The organism is Moorena sp. SIOASIH, assembly GCF_010671925.1.
Lineage (GTDB): Bacteria > Cyanobacteriota > Cyanobacteriia > Cyanobacteriales > Coleofasciculaceae > Moorena.
The window spans coordinates 1-18572 of sequence record NZ_JAAHIH010000014.1; the positions used below are offsets into that span (position 1 = coordinate 1).

At 44.7% G+C, this 18572-nt stretch carries 12 protein-coding genes and 1 pseudogene; 4 read left to right on the forward strand and 9 right to left on the reverse strand.

The window, feature by feature from the left end:
• Positions 1-217, reverse strand: a 217-nt coding sequence (locus F6J90_RS43160; protein ID WP_293109057.1) for a hypothetical protein, incomplete at its 3' end; no start/stop codon positions are given.
• Here F6J90_RS43160 and F6J90_RS43165 point away from each other — a divergent pair.
• Positions 204-368 (forward strand): hypothetical protein, encoded by a 165-nt coding sequence (locus F6J90_RS43165; protein WP_293109060.1) that lies wholly within the window; start codon positions 204-206, stop codon positions 366-368. The two genes, F6J90_RS43160 and F6J90_RS43165, sit on opposite strands and share 14 nt — an antisense overlap.
• Here F6J90_RS43165 and F6J90_RS43170 read toward each other — a convergent pair.
• A complete protein-coding gene (locus F6J90_RS43170) occupies positions 365-1687 on the reverse strand; it encodes a class I SAM-dependent methyltransferase (protein WP_293109063.1) in 1323 nt (440 codons plus the stop codon). The two genes, F6J90_RS43165 and F6J90_RS43170, sit on opposite strands and share 4 nt — an antisense overlap.
• A gap of 337 nt (positions 1688-2024) precedes the next feature.
• On the opposite strand from F6J90_RS43170, the gene F6J90_RS43175 reads away from it, so the two are divergent.
• Positions 2025-2588, forward strand: coding sequence for a PEP-CTERM sorting domain-containing protein (locus F6J90_RS43175; protein WP_293109066.1), 564 nt, complete (start codon positions 2025-2027; stop codon positions 2586-2588).
• On the opposite strand, the gene F6J90_RS43180 is transcribed toward F6J90_RS43175, so the two are convergent.
• Positions 2560-2715 carry a hypothetical protein gene (locus F6J90_RS43180; protein WP_293109068.1) on the reverse strand — a complete coding sequence of 52 codons (156 nt, stop codon included), beginning with the start codon at positions 2713-2715 and terminating at the stop codon, positions 2560-2562. The genes F6J90_RS43175 and F6J90_RS43180 overlap by 29 nt on opposite strands.
• A gap of 193 nt (positions 2716-2908) precedes the next feature.
• Between F6J90_RS43180 and F6J90_RS43185 the strand changes: the two genes are divergently transcribed.
• Positions 2909-3073: a hypothetical protein gene (locus tag F6J90_RS43185; protein WP_293109071.1), complete on the forward strand. Its 165-nt coding sequence runs from the start codon at positions 2909-2911 to the stop codon at positions 3071-3073.
• Here the strand turns inward: F6J90_RS43185 and F6J90_RS43190 are convergent.
• The 3 genes from F6J90_RS43190 to F6J90_RS43975 form a co-directional block, all read right to left on the reverse strand.
• Positions 3020-8347 carry a CHAT domain-containing protein gene (locus F6J90_RS43190; protein ID WP_293109073.1) on the reverse strand — a complete coding sequence of 1776 codons (5328 nt, stop codon included), beginning with the start codon at positions 8345-8347 and terminating at the stop codon, positions 3020-3022. The two genes, F6J90_RS43185 and F6J90_RS43190, sit on opposite strands and share 54 nt — an antisense overlap.
• Positions 8348-9244: 897 nt before the next feature.
• A complete protein-coding gene (locus F6J90_RS43195; protein ID WP_293109076.1) occupies positions 9245-10342 on the reverse strand; it encodes an RNA-guided endonuclease TnpB family protein in 1098 nt (365 codons plus the stop codon).
• Positions 10343-10558: 216 nt separating this feature from the next.
• Positions 10559-12361, reverse strand: coding sequence for an efflux RND transporter permease subunit (locus tag F6J90_RS43975; protein WP_366514012.1), 1803 nt, complete (start codon positions 12359-12361; stop codon positions 10559-10561).
• Here F6J90_RS43975 and F6J90_RS43980 point away from each other — a divergent pair.
• Positions 12242-12520: a pentapeptide repeat-containing protein gene (locus tag F6J90_RS43980; protein ID WP_366514013.1), complete on the forward strand. Its 279-nt coding sequence runs from the start codon at positions 12242-12244 to the stop codon at positions 12518-12520. The two genes, F6J90_RS43975 and F6J90_RS43980, sit on opposite strands and share 120 nt — an antisense overlap.
• 6 nt (positions 12521-12526) lie before the next feature.
• On the opposite strand, the pseudogene F6J90_RS43985 reads toward F6J90_RS43980, so the two are convergent.
• The 3 genes and pseudogenes from F6J90_RS43985 to uvrC form a co-directional block, all read right to left on the reverse strand.
• Positions 12527-14002: pseudogene (locus F6J90_RS43985) on the reverse strand (efflux RND transporter permease subunit); the annotation flags it as partial.
• 309 nt (positions 14003-14311) lie between these two features.
• Positions 14312-16000, reverse strand: coding sequence for an efflux RND transporter periplasmic adaptor subunit (locus tag F6J90_RS43205; RefSeq protein ID WP_293109081.1), 1689 nt, complete (start codon positions 15998-16000; stop codon positions 14312-14314).
• Between the two features lie 558 nt (positions 16001-16558).
• The gene (gene uvrC, locus F6J90_RS43210) at positions 16559-18535 is read right to left on the reverse strand and encodes an excinuclease ABC subunit UvrC (protein ID WP_293109083.1); all 1977 of its coding nucleotides are present in this window, start codon (positions 18533-18535) and stop codon (positions 16559-16561) included.
• Positions 18536-18572: the final 37 nt, after the last annotated feature.

The following is an 18572-nucleotide window of genomic DNA, read 5'->3' on the forward strand; positions in this document are numbered from 1 at the left end:
AGGGAGTAGGGAGTAGGGAGTAGGGAGTCGGGAGTAGGGAGTAGGGAGTAGGGAGTAGGGAGTAGGGAGTAGGGAGTCGGGAGTAGGGAGTAGGGAGTAGGGAGTAGGGAGTAGGGAGTCGGGAGTAGGGAATAGGCAAGAGGCAAGAGGCAAGAGGCAAGAGGCAAGAGGCAAGAGGCAAGAGGCAATAGGCAAGAGGCAACTTGACAACCTTCAACCTCCAACCTACTAACCTGCCAACCTTCAACCTACCAACCTGCCAACCTTCAACCTACCAACCTTCAACCTTCAACCTGCCAACCTTCAACCTGCCAACCTACCAACCTACCAACCTTCAACCTACCAACCTTCAACCTTCAACCGACTAACCTTCAACCAAGACATATCCATAATTCTCCAATCCCATCAATGCCTCTTTCACCGTATCAAACGCCTTCTGCTCAGATATCGGCTCAAGGGTTACGGGATCCACTGGGCGCAATGTCTGCCATCGCTCTACTAAAGATGGCATCGACTGAGGGGAATCGAATAGGGGTAATAAACAAGAAGCAACTGCACTGTCTATCAGAGATTGCACTCCACTCACTGGCAGATACCTACTGATTTCAAAAGGCTGTAATTCAGTAATGGCTTTGAGCATGTCTTGTTTGACGTCTGGTATATTCAGCTGAGGATGGAGATGTACTTTAGCCTTCTGCCAATCGGAGATTGTCCACTCGGAAATTGGGGTAAAGGATTGGCCTTGCTCGGGGTGTCCACACCAGAAATCCAGGAGCCGATGAACAGGATGTAATAGCTCAAACAAATGCAGTCGGTCTTCGACAGAAATATCTGGTAAGCTCATGGCTAGAAACACTGGCAAATTGTCTGGTTCTTTGAACAGACTCATTAAATCCCATTGTCGCCAATTCACCATACTGATAAATTCTAGATTAGCGTCTCTTAAGCCAGCGAATAAATCAGGAATGGTGTAGCCTTTATCCCCTTGGAAAAGATAGTTCATTAACACTCTCTCTTTTCCGTCTTCTCCCTCATATTTAGTATCCCATGTTTTAGCTTTTAGGTCAACATTATTTTTTAAGGCTTTCATGGTATCTAAAGCAATTTCAATCTCCATATCCTCGGGATTTTCATCAAATAATCCCATCAGATGGAAGACTTCTTGTGCCCGAAAATACAGGTGACGTTGATGCTTACTGTGTAGATTGCTGCGAATAATTCCCTGAGGCTTCAAAACCGCTTTCATGGCTTTCATGGCAACGGCTGGATCAGGAAATAAATAAAGTAGCTCGTCGCAATTAATATAATCAAATTCCCAACCAGCACTAGGTAAATCATAAAGGGAGAGCTGATGAAATTCTGCCTCGTCAAACCCATAATGGCTTAAGCGTTTACGGGCTAAATCCAGAGACTGCTCCGAGATATCAATCCCAATAATTTTGGCTCCGGGATTAGCTTCCGCTAAAACTAATGTGCTATATCCCGTGCCACAGCCAGCATCTAAGATAACTTTCTGGTCTGAATTAATGACTTGGTGATTCCTTAAATAATAAGGGGTGACTAAATTATGAAAATAAAGTAAGCTTAGCTGCTTTTTTGGGGAGCGGTCGATGGGAATTCTGGGATAAGGCCCAAAATCAAATTGTTGACGAATTTTTTCCTGTAATTCAGCGGAGTTTGTATCCATGAGTAGGGAGTAGGGAGTAGGGAGTAGGGAGTAGGGAATCGGGAGCTATCAGCTATCAGCTTTCAGCTATCAGATATCAGCTATCAGCTTTCAGCTATCAGCTTTCAGCTATCAGCTTTCAGCTATCAGCTTTCAGCCATTGGCCACACTACTAATGGTGCTTTTGAATAAAATAAGCTGACCGCTGACCGCTGACCGCTGACCGCTGACGGCTAACTGCTTACCTTATAACCTGAATACAACCCTTCACAATCTTGATGATAAGTTTATCAAAAATTTATAAAAAATGTCCAGATTGTTGGGTAGTATGACCTAGGTAAATTAATCAGGGATTGAGATGGCTGAATTATCATCATCATTAGCTGTCACCAAAGGGATGGCTCAAAAATTAGCTATGGCAACAGCATCAGCAGCATTGATGACTGTGGTAATGCCTAGTGCAGCCCAGGCAGTTACACTAGTGAAAAATGTAGTTGTTAAGCCTCCCGTTGGTGAAGAGCCTACTGCCCAACTTTGTCTTCCTTTTTGTGAAACTGGGGATTCCATTACCACAGATCTAGGGCGTAGAGTGGTAATTGAAAATAACATCGACAAGACCTTAACCAGTATCCTCTACACAATTCCTTCAGAGGAAGATGCAGCCTGGAGTAAGGACAGTATTTCTGATATTTTCAGCGAACTCATCTTCTCTAAAGATATGAAAAAGCTATTGCTAACCTCAGGCAGTCTTGCTCCTGGTGAAGCAGTTCTTGCTTTTCGAGAAGCTGAACAAAATGTGACCTTTGACATTACAGTGTTTTTTGACGGAGCCCCAGCTACCGTTCCTGAACCAACCACTGTATTAGGTATATTAGCTGTTGGTGCCTTAACTGCTACGTCAGCTCTAGGGAGTAGGGAGTAGGGAGTAGGGAGTAGGGAGTAGGGAAGAGTGTGGGAAGTGTGGGGAGATGGGGAGATAGGGAGATGGGGAGATAGGGAGATAGGGAGATAGAGAGATAGGGAGGATAAATGCGATTGACCTTGGCCAAAAGGCCACGCTACGCGAATGGTCACGCTACGCGATCGCTGCGTTTATATACTCTTGGCTGTTTGACCCAGTGGTGCGTTACGGGGCGGACTATCTATACCCTGGCGCTTGAGCAAAAAATAATGGCAAGTCCGCCCCTAACGCACCCTACGCACTCCTACGCACTCCATGAGGTACACAGGATTTTTTCCCTCTTGCCTCTTGCCTCTTGCCTCTTGCCTCTTGCCTACTCCCTACTCCCTACTCCCTACTCCCTACTCCCTACTCCCTACTCCCTACTCCCTACTCCCTACTCCCTATTAAAACTACCAAGGATTCCCCACAATAGTAAACCATGCCCAATAGTAAGGATGGGATAAGTTCTTATTACTATTATCCTTAAGCATCTCTACTTGGGCTAGTCTTAAGGCTTCAGCTTTTCTAGGGACTAGTTTTAAATGGTCATAAAATGACTTCAGGAGTTTAAAGGTGCCATTTTGAGGCACTGCTAACAAACTGGCTAAAACCGATTGCACTTTGGCTCGATAGGCAAATCCAGCAAATCCTAATTCATACTGTTGATTGCCAAGGGCTGTATCACAAGCACTTAAGACCAATAAGTTTACCGGTGGTTGCTCTAATCCCAAGGTTTTCATTTTTCCTAATCCTAATCGTTTTTCCCCGAACTGAATGTAGGAATCATTGGCATTAGACCGAAATTTACCATGGGTTCCTAAATGAAGGATATTAAAGGATTTTTGGTTAATTTCATGCTGGAGATTAGCGATAGTGAAGTTTTCGTTTTCTAGGGCTTTAGCTGACCAAGTATTGACTAAATGCTCGATTAATTTGGGAACATAGGGTAGGTCTCGATGGTGGTCAAATTTTTCCGTGCCCATGGCGAGCACTGGCGCATTTCTGACATCGGTATAGTGGGTATCGGTCAAGCTCAAACTAGGGACTAAACCAACACTGTATTTTTCCACAATAAAGCTTTCGCCATCATGGAGGGCTGCTAAGGGGAGAGACTGCAAGTTTTTATCCATCACAAACACCAAGTTATTGATGTTTTGTTGATCTAATGTCTTCTGGAGGGGTTTAATCAGTAATTGATAGAGTTGTTGGGATTTAGCTAAGTCTTGTGGTCGAAACACCCCTGCTCTCGGAGATGCTACACTATCCCGGAATGATTGAGCCAAGGCTAACACTTGCTCCCGGCTGGTATTAGCAATCCGTTTGTAGATCATTTTGCCTTGGCTAGTTACCAATACTAGTTCTAACGGAGCATTAGGCTTTGGCTCTACAATTACATTGGGATTGATGTTGAGGAATTCGGTTTTCAAGACAACGTCTCGTCCTGGTAAATTTCCAGAATTCCGAAAAAAGACATAGATCAGTGCCGGTCTAGCATCGGTAACTTGTTCAATTTCCTTGAGTTCTGTTTGAATGTCTTTTGCTGTTTTAATCTCAGGAACAGATGACTCGACTTGACCGTTGGCTTGACTGGTAACTTGACCGGTGACTTGACTGGTAAAATAATCCTCTAGTTGATAGATTAGCATTTCTTTGGACAATGCTTCAGTTTCTTCTATCATCACTGTTGGGAGGATTTCCTGTGGTAACTCAGGTAACTCTGGCTCAGGATTGGTTACTTCAGTATTACTAGTATTAGGAGATGACTGAGTAATTCGCTCAGTAATCAGTTGAATCTGAGTGGGAAAACTACCCTGAGTATAGGACTCAAGAAACCGTTGCGTTGGCAAAATTGAATTGTCGATGCCAGTGGTAATGGCTGCAGCGGTACCATTGAGGGTGGCATCCCCTACGGTAAAGGGTATGGAACGAGCTCCGCCATTATGTCGGATGATGATCGACCCTCCTGCCACTCCGCCGCTAGTGGAAATACTAGCTGTGAGCTGATTGCGATCGCTAAAGGTATCGGTAGCTCGGAAAAATCGACCAGCGGTAATATCGACATTACCACCACTACCGTTTTCTCCCCCTTGAGCATTAATCGCACTAACTTCCACATCTCCAATCGGGTCGATAATCACATTTCCGGCATCCCCAAGACTAGCGCTAGTATTAATTACACCAGTCTTGATGGTAGTGGAGGCATCGATAAGAAGATTACCACCACTGATACCAGAGGTGTTGAGGTTGTCTGTGAATACCTCTCCATTCCTAGCGGTAAGGTTGATATCGGAGCCATTGGTGATAATGTTCCCAACTACAATGCTTTGATTGGCTTCTAGAGTAATCGAAGCATCGTCTATGCCTTGAATTGTGCCATTGCCGATGATGGCACCTGACCCGGCTGGGGCTTGAATGGTGACTGGGTCTTGGAAGGTGACCCCAGTCTCAGCAATGGTAATATTAGCGCTACTGTTAGGATTACCGATAGTGATAGCAGTAAAGCCATCTTGCAGGAGATTGATTTCTTGGGAAGTTAGAGCTATAGTACTAGTTCGGTTCCTGTGATTGCCACCAATTGCGATCGCTTGATCAGAGGTGAACGGTTGTAACGTAATGGTGGCATTCCCTCGCACTATCTCGTTAAAGTTAATGTCATCAGCAGTTAGGGTAATATCTCCTAGGGGAATAGTGCTTCCCACGGCATGATTAAACTGAATGGTGCCAGTGCCAGCATTAACACTCAGGTCTTGATTACCGTCAACAGTGCCATCAAAAGTGATGTTAGCGGTAGTGCTAGTGATGTTAGCGCTAGTGTTATCAAGATTCAGGGGTTTGAGGAAGCTAATGTTACCACTGCCAGATGTGACGGTGCTGTTGAGATTGATTTGAGTAGTGTTGGATTCCCCAATGGAGATAGTCCCTGAACCCTGAGCACGGATGAGTTGATCAATAGTGATAGTACCAGGTATATCCTGTCCCAGACTAATGTTGCCATTATTAGCAGCGCTAATCCCATTCACACCAGCCACGGTAGTAATCACAGCATTGGGATGTTGGAGGTTAAGGATAATATCGCCACTGTTGCGGGTAATAGCAGCAATATTCTGAGCTTGAACATCTATACCATTAGCATCGGCGTAGCTAAATCCATTTTCAGCATCGAATAAGACTGCCCCTTGTTCACCATCAATTTTTACTTCAGTGCCTGAACTATCAAAGATGGTACCAGCAGAGATAAATTGAGCTGTCTGATTATTAGCGAGTTGGACAACAGGATTGCTGTCACTGCTAACAAAGTGAATATCCCGGCCTCTAACGATAACATTGAGGTTTTCTTGACTCAGGTCAAAGTTGCGGATTCTTACATCACCGGTCAATTCAGGATTTCCAATGGTTAAGGTACCAGAGGAGCCTAGATCGAGGTTATTGATCAAATCGGCTGTGGTGATTTGGAAGGTGGCACCAGGGTCTTTCCCTATCCCCACGGTAGTATTAAGCTCTTTTGGTTGGATAGTGATTGTCTCAGTAATCAGCTGGGAAATCAAGTCAATCCCGCCAGCGGTAATCAAAACATCTTTAATGTTACTGACTTGTAAGGGTTGGTCCGGATTGCCGAGACTGACTTGACCATCGGTATCAATGACTAGAGTGCTGGGGCTATTGATGGGATTTTTGATAGTAATGTTACCGTTGGTAGCTGTGATTGCGATCGCTCCTCCATTTCCCGATTCCGATCCAGCATTGATACCGCTACCCCCACTATTGATTTCGATATCACCACCTCTGGTAGTTACGGTGACATCACCGGCACCTTGCGGACCAAAGGAATCGATACTAGGAATTTGAATAGTAGGTTGAGTTGTGGATAATTGACTATTGCCATCAGCATTTAGGGTAATATCCCCTCCCCTACCAGTATTATTACCAGAAGTATCCAAGCGATTATTCTGAGTGACTTCGATAGTGCTGCGAGAGTCAATCAGGATTTGTGGGGAATTAGGATTAGTATTACTATTACTTAGACCACCGGTCTTAATAGTGTCTACTTGAATTGCACCAGTGGTTAATGCAGTATTAGGCAGATACTGATTGGTTAACAAGACCAATCCATCCCGAGCTACGGTAATATCGCTAACTTTGATATCGGCACTGGTGACATTATTACTAAAATCAGCAACAAGATTACCTGAGGTGTTTCCTGGAATTCCTCCTAGTTGTGTCCAATCAATACCAGCTCTAATATCTAAGGTGGGCTGATTAGCACTATCAATCACCAAATTGCTTTGGTCAGAGACAGTGACATTAGCGAGTAAGCCGCGAAAGGGATCGGAGTTGGTGGGACTAATTTTAGGGTTAGGGTCATCACTAGGATTAATCGCAATCTCGCCTAAGGTAACACTACCCCCTGCCAAAATATGTAGGGAAGCTCCTTGGTAGTTGCCTAGACTGACATCACCATTTGCCAGAATGATGGAATCATCAGGACTAATCCAATTTCCTGGACTACCATCTAATTGTTCGATCCGAAAACTAGCGCCTGTTTGATAGCGACTACTGCCTTGTACTGGATTAGCGGAACGCAGTAGCATGTTTCCACCAGAGAAGAAACCACTAGCCTGATGATTGAAGGTGGAAATCTCTATGGCTTGATTGCCCTGGATTGATAAATTGCCTAGGGCTTCAGCAATAAAGGGGCGCGCTAGACTATCATGCGATCGCACTGTATTGCCAGCCAACAGATTCAAATCCCCAGTGGTAGAGAGCTGGCTTTCGACTAAGGTCAAATTATTAGCAGCTGAGAGCGTAGCAGTCTCAGCGTTTACCTCCCGAGCCACCACATCACCCATCTCAATCGGTAAACCAGAATCCGCGAGCTGTACTTTACCATCTGGCTTCACCACAATCGGTGTCTGTAACTCTTCAACTGACCCGGTCAACAAGGTTGGTAAATCCTGAGGTGTAAACGGTAGCTGTTCCCCATCAGCATCCGTTGGTAATTCAATTTCTATATTTAATAGGTGTCCTGGTTGGCTAATCCTAACTAAATTAGCACCATCTACAGCAGCCAGAGTAACCGTTCCGTTGGCAGCACTTGCGTTTCCTGTACTGATCACACTACCGCCGATTACGGTTAAATTATTCCCCTCTAGTACTTCCAGCTTACCAGCATTAATAATACTCCCTGGTTGATTCGAGTCAAAGGCCAAAGTCTTGGGATTACCGATTAAAGTTTGATAGTCATTTGACCCAAAGCTAGTGAACCAATTGTCTTCACCAAACCCAATCCGATTCGCTGTTGTTACGGTTAAATCACCTGGGATATTCAACCGAGCATTACCCCCAAATATCCATCCCGCTGGATTCATCAAAAATAAGTTTGAGTTACCTCCAACTACCCGAATTAACCCGTCAACAATTGACGGTTCACCCCCAATCACCCGACCCAAAATATTACGAATTTGGGGATTAGACAGAAAGGTAACTGTCTGTTCTGCCGTCAGACCAAATTTTTCAAAACTATGAAATAAATTGGCGCTATCTCCGGAAACTGTACCCCCGTCAACCGTCAAATCATTGCCATCAATTGTAATACTAGTTCCCGTTCCATCTGCGGCTGGTATAATAGAATCAGCCTTAGCAACATGGACGGGATACAGTATGGCTATACTTAAATAAATTTCTCCAACCAGAGAAAAAATCTGCCAAAACCAGTTACTATGCCACCCAACAGCTTTCACGATTAAATGCTCCCACTACACCAATTACCTACACCAATCACCTAAACTAATCATAACTTAGTTAATCGCTACATCGCTTACCTAACTTATCAGCTATCAGCTATCAGTTATCAGCTATCAGCTATCAGCATATGCGCTATCGGCAGGGTTAAGGAGGAAACCGTTAAGAATAAAACAGGTCAGCATTCGAATAATGCTGAGTTACAGAAAGCACCTCAAGTAGCGTGCGAGGTTTATTTTAAGCTGACGACGGCTGACAGCTGACGGCTGAATGCTTACACTTAATCGCTATTTAATTTCTTTATCTTAGGGAAGCTAACTGCATAATTTTCTAGTTATAAACCAAGGTATTCACACATCATAATTATTCAGTTGCTAATTTTTTAAATTACTGAATTGTCAGATTAATTGTCAGATTAATTGCTTCAAAAAATCCGCCTCCCTTGTTTACTTGCTTTCTTGGCGTCCTTGGCGTCTTCGCCGTTCATCAAACACCCCCCTTGCTCAAATCTTACCATCATCAGACTGCTGCGAATACTATCCACTCTATCAATAAACCAACCAAACTCGTAATCAGGTAACGGATCTAACAGATGGGTAACTGATCAGGGCAGGGATTGATGGGTTTTGGTTAAGACAATCAATAGGTAATTGAAATCTGCATTAGCTAAATTAAATATCAACAATTAACTATAAAAAGTTAATTGTTATTCACCCTAAAAATAAGCTATCAGCCGTCAGCTATCAGCCAAGGGCTGATAGCTGACGGCTGATAGCTGATAGCTGATAGCTTACCTATAACTTAGTCTAGATACTAGAACTTACCATTACTGGCAGCAATAGAAGTACCATTGCTCAAATAGTGCTCAGGCTGTTCCATAAAACTTATACAAAACGTCACTTAGTGACGTTTTGTAGTTTACTTCCTGCATCATCCAGGACTGTCGGCAGCACCCTGTCAGTCAGGCATTCCACCGTAGAACCTACGGCAAGACGTTCTAAATTTATGGCAGCATTAAGATCACGATCTTTAACCATGCCGCAAGCTTCACAGTTAAATACCCGAACGTTCAAAGGCATTCCCTGTTCATGTCCACAGTCTGAGCAAGTCTTTGTAGAGGGATAGAATCTGTTGGCATAAATAACTTGAGAACCATACCATTTAGACTTGTACTCAACTTGTCGGCGAATTTCGGAAAAAGCGGAATCAGCAATTGCACCAGCGAGCTTCTGATTCTTGAGCATTCCAGATACATTCAAGTCTTCTAGGACCACAGCACCGTGATTCTTGGTCAGCCATGAGGTTAACTTGTGAATGGTATCCTGGCGAATGTTCCTGACTCGCTGGTATGCCTTGGCTAACTTCAGTTTTGCCTTCTGTCGGTTGTTTGAGCCAAACTGCTTTCTGGCTAATTGCCGCTGGAGTCGAGCCAGTTTACGCTGTGCCCGTTTGTATGGCCTGGGATTTGGGAACACAGAACCATCAGAGATGGTTGCGAGTTCCTTAACACCTAGGTCTACACCAATGGCAGCCTTAAGTTTTTTTGTTGGTTCAGCCTCAAACTCGTAAGCTACAGAAATAAACCACTGATCAGCCACTCGGCTGATGGTCAATCGTTTGGTCTGGACTTGGGGCAGTGGTTCATAGGTACTAACCCAACCGATAAATGGCAGTTTCAACCGTGTGCCAGAAAATTCCATGACTTTACCGCAGTTATCCAGGGTGAAGCTATCATTTTTGCCTTTCTTTTTGAATCTGGGCTTGTCAGCTAACCCACTAAAGAAGCGGGTAAATGCTTCACCCAAATGCAGAAACACAAACTGATAAACCCTGGAACTAAGAGTCTTTTGCCACAGATAATTAGGTTTAACATGATTGGTGTAGAACTTTTTTAATTTGTGAGCAGATGGCTTCAAGCCTTCCTTATAGGCTTCGTCCCACATCCTTAACGCCCAATTCCAAACCCAACGAGCATAACCTGCGTGTTGAGCCATAATTGACTGCTGATGGTTATTTAGCTTTAACCTTGTTTTAAAGGCTCGTTGCATAGCATCGATAGTTTCTACCTGATGTGGTTGTGTCAGTTAGCTTTTTACTGGAGAGCTTTTTTAAAAGCTCTCGGTGCTCAGAGGCTTATTAAGGTTTAAGATACTTGCTTACCTGACTAACGTTGACAACATACTTATAGTAGCGTGTTGTGCCGTAAACTTTCAACTAAGTTTTGGCTCTACCTCAACCTCTACTACGTCGTTTTGGTAATCTTGACTGTTACTTCCAAAGAGGGTCTTTCTTGCCCAACGAACTAAGTTATCGACATAGGTAAATAATACCGGCACCACCACCAAGGTGAGCAGAGTAGAAGTGGTAAATCCTCCAATCACGGCAAGAGCCATCGGACTACGAACTTCACCATCGGCTCCCCATTCCAAGGCAATGGGAATCATGCCAGCAATGGTAGAGACGGAAGTCATCAAAATCGGTCGCAAGCGACTCACTCCAGCTTGAATAATGGCTTTAAACTGGGATGTCCCTTCTTTCTGATTGGCTAAGACAAAATCTACCAAAAGAATGGCATTTTTGGTCACCAATCCCATCATTAAAACTATTCCGATTAGGGCATACAGTGCCAATTCCTTCTGGCCAATCAACAGTCCCATTAAGGCACCACCGATGGATAGGGGTAAAGCCACCAAAATTCCAAAGGGATAGAGAAAACTGTTATACAACAAGACCAGAATGGCATAAATGCACAACACTGCTAGCCCTAAAGCACTCAAGAATCCACTGAAAATGTCTCGCATAATCTTGGCATCCCCGGCGGGTTCCTCAGAAACTCCAGGGGGTAGCGGATTCATAGCAGGTAGGGATTTGACTTTTGCGATCGCATCTCCTAGGGAAATCCCTTCCAAGTTGGCTCCCAAAGACACCTGACGAGCACGATTAAAGCGGTCAATCTGGGCAGGTCCACTCCCTAAACGGATATCGGCTACAGCAGTGATGGGGACTAAGGTTCCATTTCGACTGGGAACCCGCAGATTTTTGAGGGTTTCGATGTCATCCCTCGATTCTGGGTTGAGTTGGACACGAATCGGAATTTGTCGGTCAGGTAGGTCAAATTTAGCCAGATTTGACTCAAGATCTCCAATTAACGCTAAAGAGGCCGTGCGTGCGATCGCTTGAACAGATACTCCTAAATCTGCAGCACGGGCAGGGTTAGGTACAATCACAATTTCTGGTTTAACTAGACTTTCACTAGAGGTAACTTCCACTAAACCAGGAATTTGACGCATCTGTTTTTCTAGGGCTTGGGCGGTTTGAGAAAGCAGTTCACCATTCTCACTCTTGAGGACAATTGATAAATTCTTGTTAGAGCCTCCAGCCCCTTGATTACGGAAACTAACCCTCGCGCCAGGTATTTTCTGTAAAGCCTCACGCATCTGCTGCTCAAATTCTTTTCGAGAGATTTCCCGTTGGTCTTTGGGTAATAGTTTGACGTATACAATAGCAGAATTTACACCATCATTCCCAGCACTGGCCAGAACATTTTCTACAACTGGGTTTGACTGCAACAACTGATTGGTTTGTGCAATGACGTCTTTGGTTTCATTCAGTTCAGACCCCGGTGGTAGATCAATTGATACTATACTGACTCCAGTATCCCGACTACTAAACACACCCTTGGGAATAAACTGTACAAGCTGCAAGCTACCGATGAAAAAAGCTACAGCTATCAACATCGTGGTAATCCGGTGCTTCAACGCCCAGGTTAATATACTTCGATAAGGTTGTATTCGTCGCCTCTGATGGGTTGCAGGTTGTTCGGTTGCAGGTTGTTCGGTTGTAGGTTGTTCGGTTGTAGGTTGAAGGTTATTGGGTTGAAGGTTATTGGGTTGATGGTTATTGGGCCAACTTTCAACCTTCAACTTGTCAACCTTCAACGGGTCAACCTTCAACTTGTCAACCTTCAACTTGTCAACCTTCAACTTGTCAACCTTCAACTTGTCAACCTTCAACGGGTCAACCTTCAACTTGTCAACCTTCAACTTGTCAACCTTCAACGGGTCAACCTTCAACGGGTCAACCTTCAACGGGTCAACCTTCAACTTGTCAACCTTCAACTTGTCAACCTTCAACTTGTCAACCTTCAACGGGTCAACCTTCAATGCTTTTGATTTTGGCTTGAGCAAATAAGCACTCAGCATCGGTGTCATTGTTGTAGCTACCAGGGTGGAAAACATAGTAGATACAGCAACGGTTACTCCAAAGGGTTGGAAGAATTGACCAGGGATACCCTTCATGAAGGCTACAGGAATAAATACCGCGACAATAGTGGCGGTGGTAGCTACTACAGCTAAACCAATTTCCCGCGCTCCATCCCAAGCTGCTCTAATGGGTTTCTTACCCATATCCAAGTGCTGGTCGATATTTTCAATCATGCAAATGGCATCATCGACCAAGTTTCCCACCGCTAGGCCTAAACCCAGTAGGGTCATACCGTTGAGGGTATAGTTTAGGGCTTTCATCACCAAAAAGGTGGGAATAATTGATAAAGGTAGCGCTACTGCTGTAATTAGAGTTACCCGCCAATTTTTCAGAAATATCCCCACGGTGACTACAGTCAGTATTGAACCGATAATTAGGGAATCAATGGTTGCTTGGTAAGACTCACGGATGGAATCAGCACGGGTGAAGATCAAGCGCACTTCGATGTCGTCTGGCAGGGTAGTTTTTAGTTGTTCAACAGCCTTGCGAACCCCTTCTTCCACCGAGACTAAACTGCTACCAGTGCTGCGCAGCACAGAAAAGGCCACCACTGACTCCCCATTGAGATAGGCGGCTTTCCTAAGATCACCAAAGCCGTCTGTAACCTCTCCCAAACTGGAAAGGGTAACATTTGCGCCATCTGGGAGGACAATACGGTAGTTTTTCAACTCTTCGACTGTCTTAGCACTTCCCAGAGTCCGGACATTCTGTTCAGCGCCGCCGATGTTACCGCGACCACCGGGTAAGTTGACATTAAAAGTCCGAATTTGGTCATTAACTTGGGTAGCAGTGATACCAAAGGCTTGTAATCTAGCTGGGTCAAGGTCAACTCGAATTTCCCGGTCAACTCCTCCGAGTCGATCAATTTGGGCAACTCCCGGTACATTAACCAGATCACGGCTAATTTTCCGGTCAACTAGGTCACTCAATTCCTCCACCGAGCGTTTGTCAGAAGCTACCGCATAGGTCATCACTGAACCTCCGGCAAATTCTAACCGTCTGACGATAGGTTCGTTGATATCTAGGGGCAAACTTTGACGAATTTGAGCTACCGCATTGCGTACATCATTAGTTGCCTGATTGCTATCAGTTCCCAGGACAAAATTGATAACGGTGCTGGATCTGCCATCAGTAACGGTGGAGCGGATTTGGTCAATGTCTCCAAGGCTAGCAACAGCATCTTCAACTTTTTTGGTTACCTGGAATTCCAGTTCTGCCGGTCCTGCCCCTGGCTGGGTAACAGTAACCATCACCGCTGGAAGATCAATATTAGGAAGCTGATCAATTCCCAACTGCTTAAAGGAGAATAGACCGACTATTCCTAAAACCAGAAACATGACCAGAGTAGCAACCGGATTTTTAATTGACCAAGAGGAGACGTGAAAGGACATCTGATAAAGAGTTGAAGGTTAATCGGTTGAAGGTTGAAGGTTAATTGGTTGAAGGTTGAAGGTTAATTGGTTGAAGGTTGAAGGTTGAAGGTTGAAGGTTGAAGGTTAATCGGTTGAAGGTTGAAGGTTAATCGGTTGAAGGTTGAAGGTTAATCGGTTGAACGCGATTGCGTGGCCAATAGGCCAAGGTTATTGGCCCAACATGCAACTAGTAACCGTGTCACTTTCAACGGTTAATCAACATCGAACCTGTAACCTGTGTTCCTTTCAACCCTTAATGAACCTGTAACTTGTTAACTTTCAAGGCTTTTATTGAGTTTCTAAAACTTCGACGCGATCGCCGTCTTTGAGGAAAGCAGCACCTTTGAGTACAATGCGATCGCTTGGGGATAAACCACTATTGATTTCCACTTGCCCACTAAGGAGCAGTTCTCCCATGACCACTGGCTGTGCTTTAACAGTGTTATTTGCTTCGAGTCGGTAAACGATGGTGCTAGTGTCGGGTTGGGGCAATACTGCTTTGGATGGTATGGTTAAACCAGTAGTTGATGAGATGGTGATGGAGCCTCGTAAAAACATCCCTGGTAGCAAGCTACCGGAATTGGGTAAATCTACTTTCACCAGAGCTTGACGAGACTGCTGATCAACTATCGGGTCGATTTCTCGTACTGTTCCAGAAAGCTTTAGGCTGCTATCTCCTCTAGAGGATATTTCTACTGGTTGCCCAATCCGAATTTGGGACAGTTGGGTTTCCGGTACCCTTAATAACAATTCCAAACGCCCCTTTTCGATAATGGTAAAGAGTGTTTCTGAGGAAGAAGTAATATCACCGACACGGGCATTTCTGGTAGCTACTTTGCCACTGACTGGTGCCACCACTTGGGTATCCTTTAGTTGCGCCATCACTAACTGGACTTGTGCGTTCTCTCTAGCCAGTTGAGCTTGGGCTTGAGCAATTACTTCTGGACGGGAACCAGCTAATCTTTGCTGGAGCTGCTGTTGCGCTTCTACGACAGCTGCTTCTAACTGGGCAATTTCTGGGGAGTTGGTGTTTCGTGTTTGCTCAAGGCGTTGTTGGGCTTCAGATAAATTCGCTTGAGCACTGAAATATTGACTTTCCACCTCATTATAGCGGTCTTGGGAGATGGCTCCCTCGGCAATCAGTTTTTTCTGGCTCTCGTAGCGACGTTTAGCTAGACTCAACTGTGCTTCAGCAGATGCCACTTGAGCTTTGGCTTGGTCAATTTGTCTAGGAATACTAGCTTGAGCCTGTCGTAGACGAGCTTTGGCTTGGTCTAGACGAGCTCTAGCTTGGGCCTTTTCTTCTGAGCGTGTCCCCGCCTTCAGTTCTGCTAAACGGGCTTCAGCTTGGGCAACTGCTGCCTGAGCTTGAGCTAACTGTGCCTGAAGCACAGCATTATCTAGGCGTACCATTACTTGTCCTGCCTTGACAAATTCCCCTTCTCTAACCAGTACCTGTTTAATCTGTAAACCCGTTGCTTGGGACTTGACCCTAATCTCCTCAAAAGCAGCAACACTACCAATAGCTTCTAGGGTACGGTTAACTGTGGTGGTTTTTACGTCTGCCACCGTAACAGTTTGAGCAGGTACAGCAGAGGGGACAGCCGCAGGGGTTTCAGCAGAGGGGACAGCCGCAGGGGTTTGAACAGTTTCAACAGGGGAATCGGTTTTTTGAACCTTTGGAGCTGTCCCGATCAATCGCATTCCTAGGAAGGTCAGCATAATGCCTATACCCATGGCCATCACTAAAGTACCTGCTCCTGATGACAAGGGGCTTTGGGATTCACTAGTCCCGGAGCTGTGTAATGATGAGGCTGAATCCTCCTGTTGGTGATTAGCTTGGTGTAATGGTTGTTGATCTGGCTGAGTGATAGTGCCAGAGCCATTCAGCTGAGATTTCTGTTGGTGATCTGGCTGAGTGATAGTGCCAGAGCCATTCAGCTGAGATCTCTGTTCATCTAAAGTGTTTCGGGTCATGGTTATTCCCCTGTTACTGGTAGTGCTGGGTAATTTTGTTAAAGAAAGATGATTTTAAAAGGTTCTTTCTTAATATAACTTAAAAATTATTAACTAAAAAAGTATTAGGACCTGAGCTGAAACTGTCTATCCATGTTTTTTCTTAATCAAATAAGATGTATAATAGATAATCACATAATTTAGTCACCGATTCAGCCCTCCCCAACATCGACATCGGCAAAGCATCGCCAAAGGGCACAGAAAGCGATGCTCCTAAGGAGCCGCTACGGGAAAGCAAAACCTAAAAGTAGCTTACCTCCAATTACCTTCAGTCAAAGTAATTAGAGAGTAAACCTACTTAGAGATTGATACCACAACGTCTATATCTTCAGACTAATTGGCAGATCAGACTAGATTGTCTCAGTTTTTGTTTCATAGGTGCGCTTTCCGCATCTAATTATTAAATTCGCCACGGGTCGCACCTGTTGTTGCCTCAGTTTTTGTGTGGCATTTTCCTCTGTTTGCTGACCGCTCAAAGTCTAGTAGTAGTTATAAGATATACTTTCTAAAAAGGTCTAGTCATGGGTGGAAGTAGTGATAAATTTCCTTAGATAAACGCAAACCAATACCTGGGACTTCAGCAAGCTGTTTAACCGATGCGTTGCGAATATAATCAATGGAGTTAAAGTGAGCCAATAGCTGTTTTTGCCGCTGAAATCCCAATCCAGGAATCTCATCTAAACGGGAACGATTTAACTGACTACTTCTTTGTTTCCGATGAAAATTCACCGCAAAGCGATGAGCCTCATCTCTGACCCTGCGCAAAAGTTGTAATCCTGGTTGCTCGGGATGAGTTAGTAGGGGTAATGGTTCCCCTGGTAAAAATAGTTCTTCGTACTGTTTAGCTAAGCTTACCACAGGCACTTCTTCTTGTAAATTTAGCTCTTGCAATACTGCTAAAACTGCTGAGAGCTGTCCTTTTCCGCCATCAATCATTACTAAATCAGGCCAATCTTTTCTGAGTATTGATTGTTGATTGTTGAGTTTGGGTTGTTGAGTTTGGGTTGTTGAGTTTGGGTTGTTTAGTGTTGAGTGTTTAGTGTTGCTTGTTGAGTTTTGATTATCTGCTAGTTCTGGTTCGAGTTGACTTTTTTTGAAGCGACGGCGAATCACCTCAGCAAGGCTAGCAAAATCATCGGAGTGACCGACAGTGATATTAGGATTTTTGATCTTGTAGTGACGGTAGTGCTGCTTGGCTGGTGTGCCATCTAGAAACACTACCTGAGAAGCCACTGCATTGCTCCCCTGGATGTGGGAAATGTCATACCCTTCTATGCGCCGTGGTAAATCCGGTAAGTCAAGAATGTTAGCTAAATCCTCCATGGCTTTGGTGTTGCGGTCAACCAATCGCTGGGTGCGTTCCAGTTCATAGTTAGCATTGCGCTTGACCATTTCAATCAGTTCAGCTTTGGTTTGCCGTTGGGGAGTGAGTATAGTCACATTTCGACCTTTGCTCCGGCTCAAATAGTCAGCCAACATCTCCCCATCGGGTAACGGGTGTTGCACCAAAATTTCTGTGGGGATTTCCACCGCATCAGCAGTTTGGTAATGCTCTTCTAAAGCCCGTTGTAAAATTGCTCCAAGTTCTATCCCCCCATTCCCTTGAGGAGCTACATCGGCAAAAAATCCCAAGCGCCCGACTAAGTGACCAGCACGGATCTGAAATAGTTGGATGCAAGCATGTTTGGCATCAGCCGCTAGTGCGATCGCATCTCGTGATACAGTATCGTCAGGTAAGGCTACTTTTTGGTCTGTACTCAGGGAATTAAGTCCAGTAATCTGATCCCTAATCCGCGCTGCTAGCTCAAAGTTAAGGGATTCTGCTGCTTGTTCCATATTGGCCGTCAGCATCTCAATTAGTTCCCCAGTACGCCCTTGAAAAACCATAGCGATTTTCTGGATGGTTTGACGGTACTCTTCCGGTGTAATTAGTTTTTGACACACACCAGGACAACGACCTAAATCATAGTTAAGGCAAGGACGGTCTTTAAACAGAGGTCGAGGGCGTTGCCGTATGGGGAAAATCTGTTTGACCAGAGCTAAAGTATTGCGCAATAGCTTGACATCGACGTAGGGACCATAGTATTTATCCTGTTTATTCCCCATGCGCCGCTTACGGGTAATGAAGATACGGGGATAATCCTCTGACCAAGTGATGGCAACATAGGGATACTTCTTATCATCCTTGAGCAGTACGTTGTAGTAAGGTTGGTGCTGCTTAATCAGATTGGCTTCCAACGCTAGGGCTTCCGCTTCGGTATCGGTTACGATGAATTCAATATCAGTAACCTGTCCCACCATCATCGCAATGCGAGGACTCAGGGGTTGGGAGTCACGGAAATAGGAACGGACTCGCGTACGCAATTTTCGGGATTTGCCGATGTAAAGAATACTAGCGCTATGGTCACGCATTAAATAAACCCCTGGTTCCAGGGGAATTTCTTTCAATCGACTTTCCAAGGGTTCTGGATCTTGGATTAATGGCTTAGAACTCATCCGTCAATGGTCTGTGGTCAACTCTTGGTTGTTAATT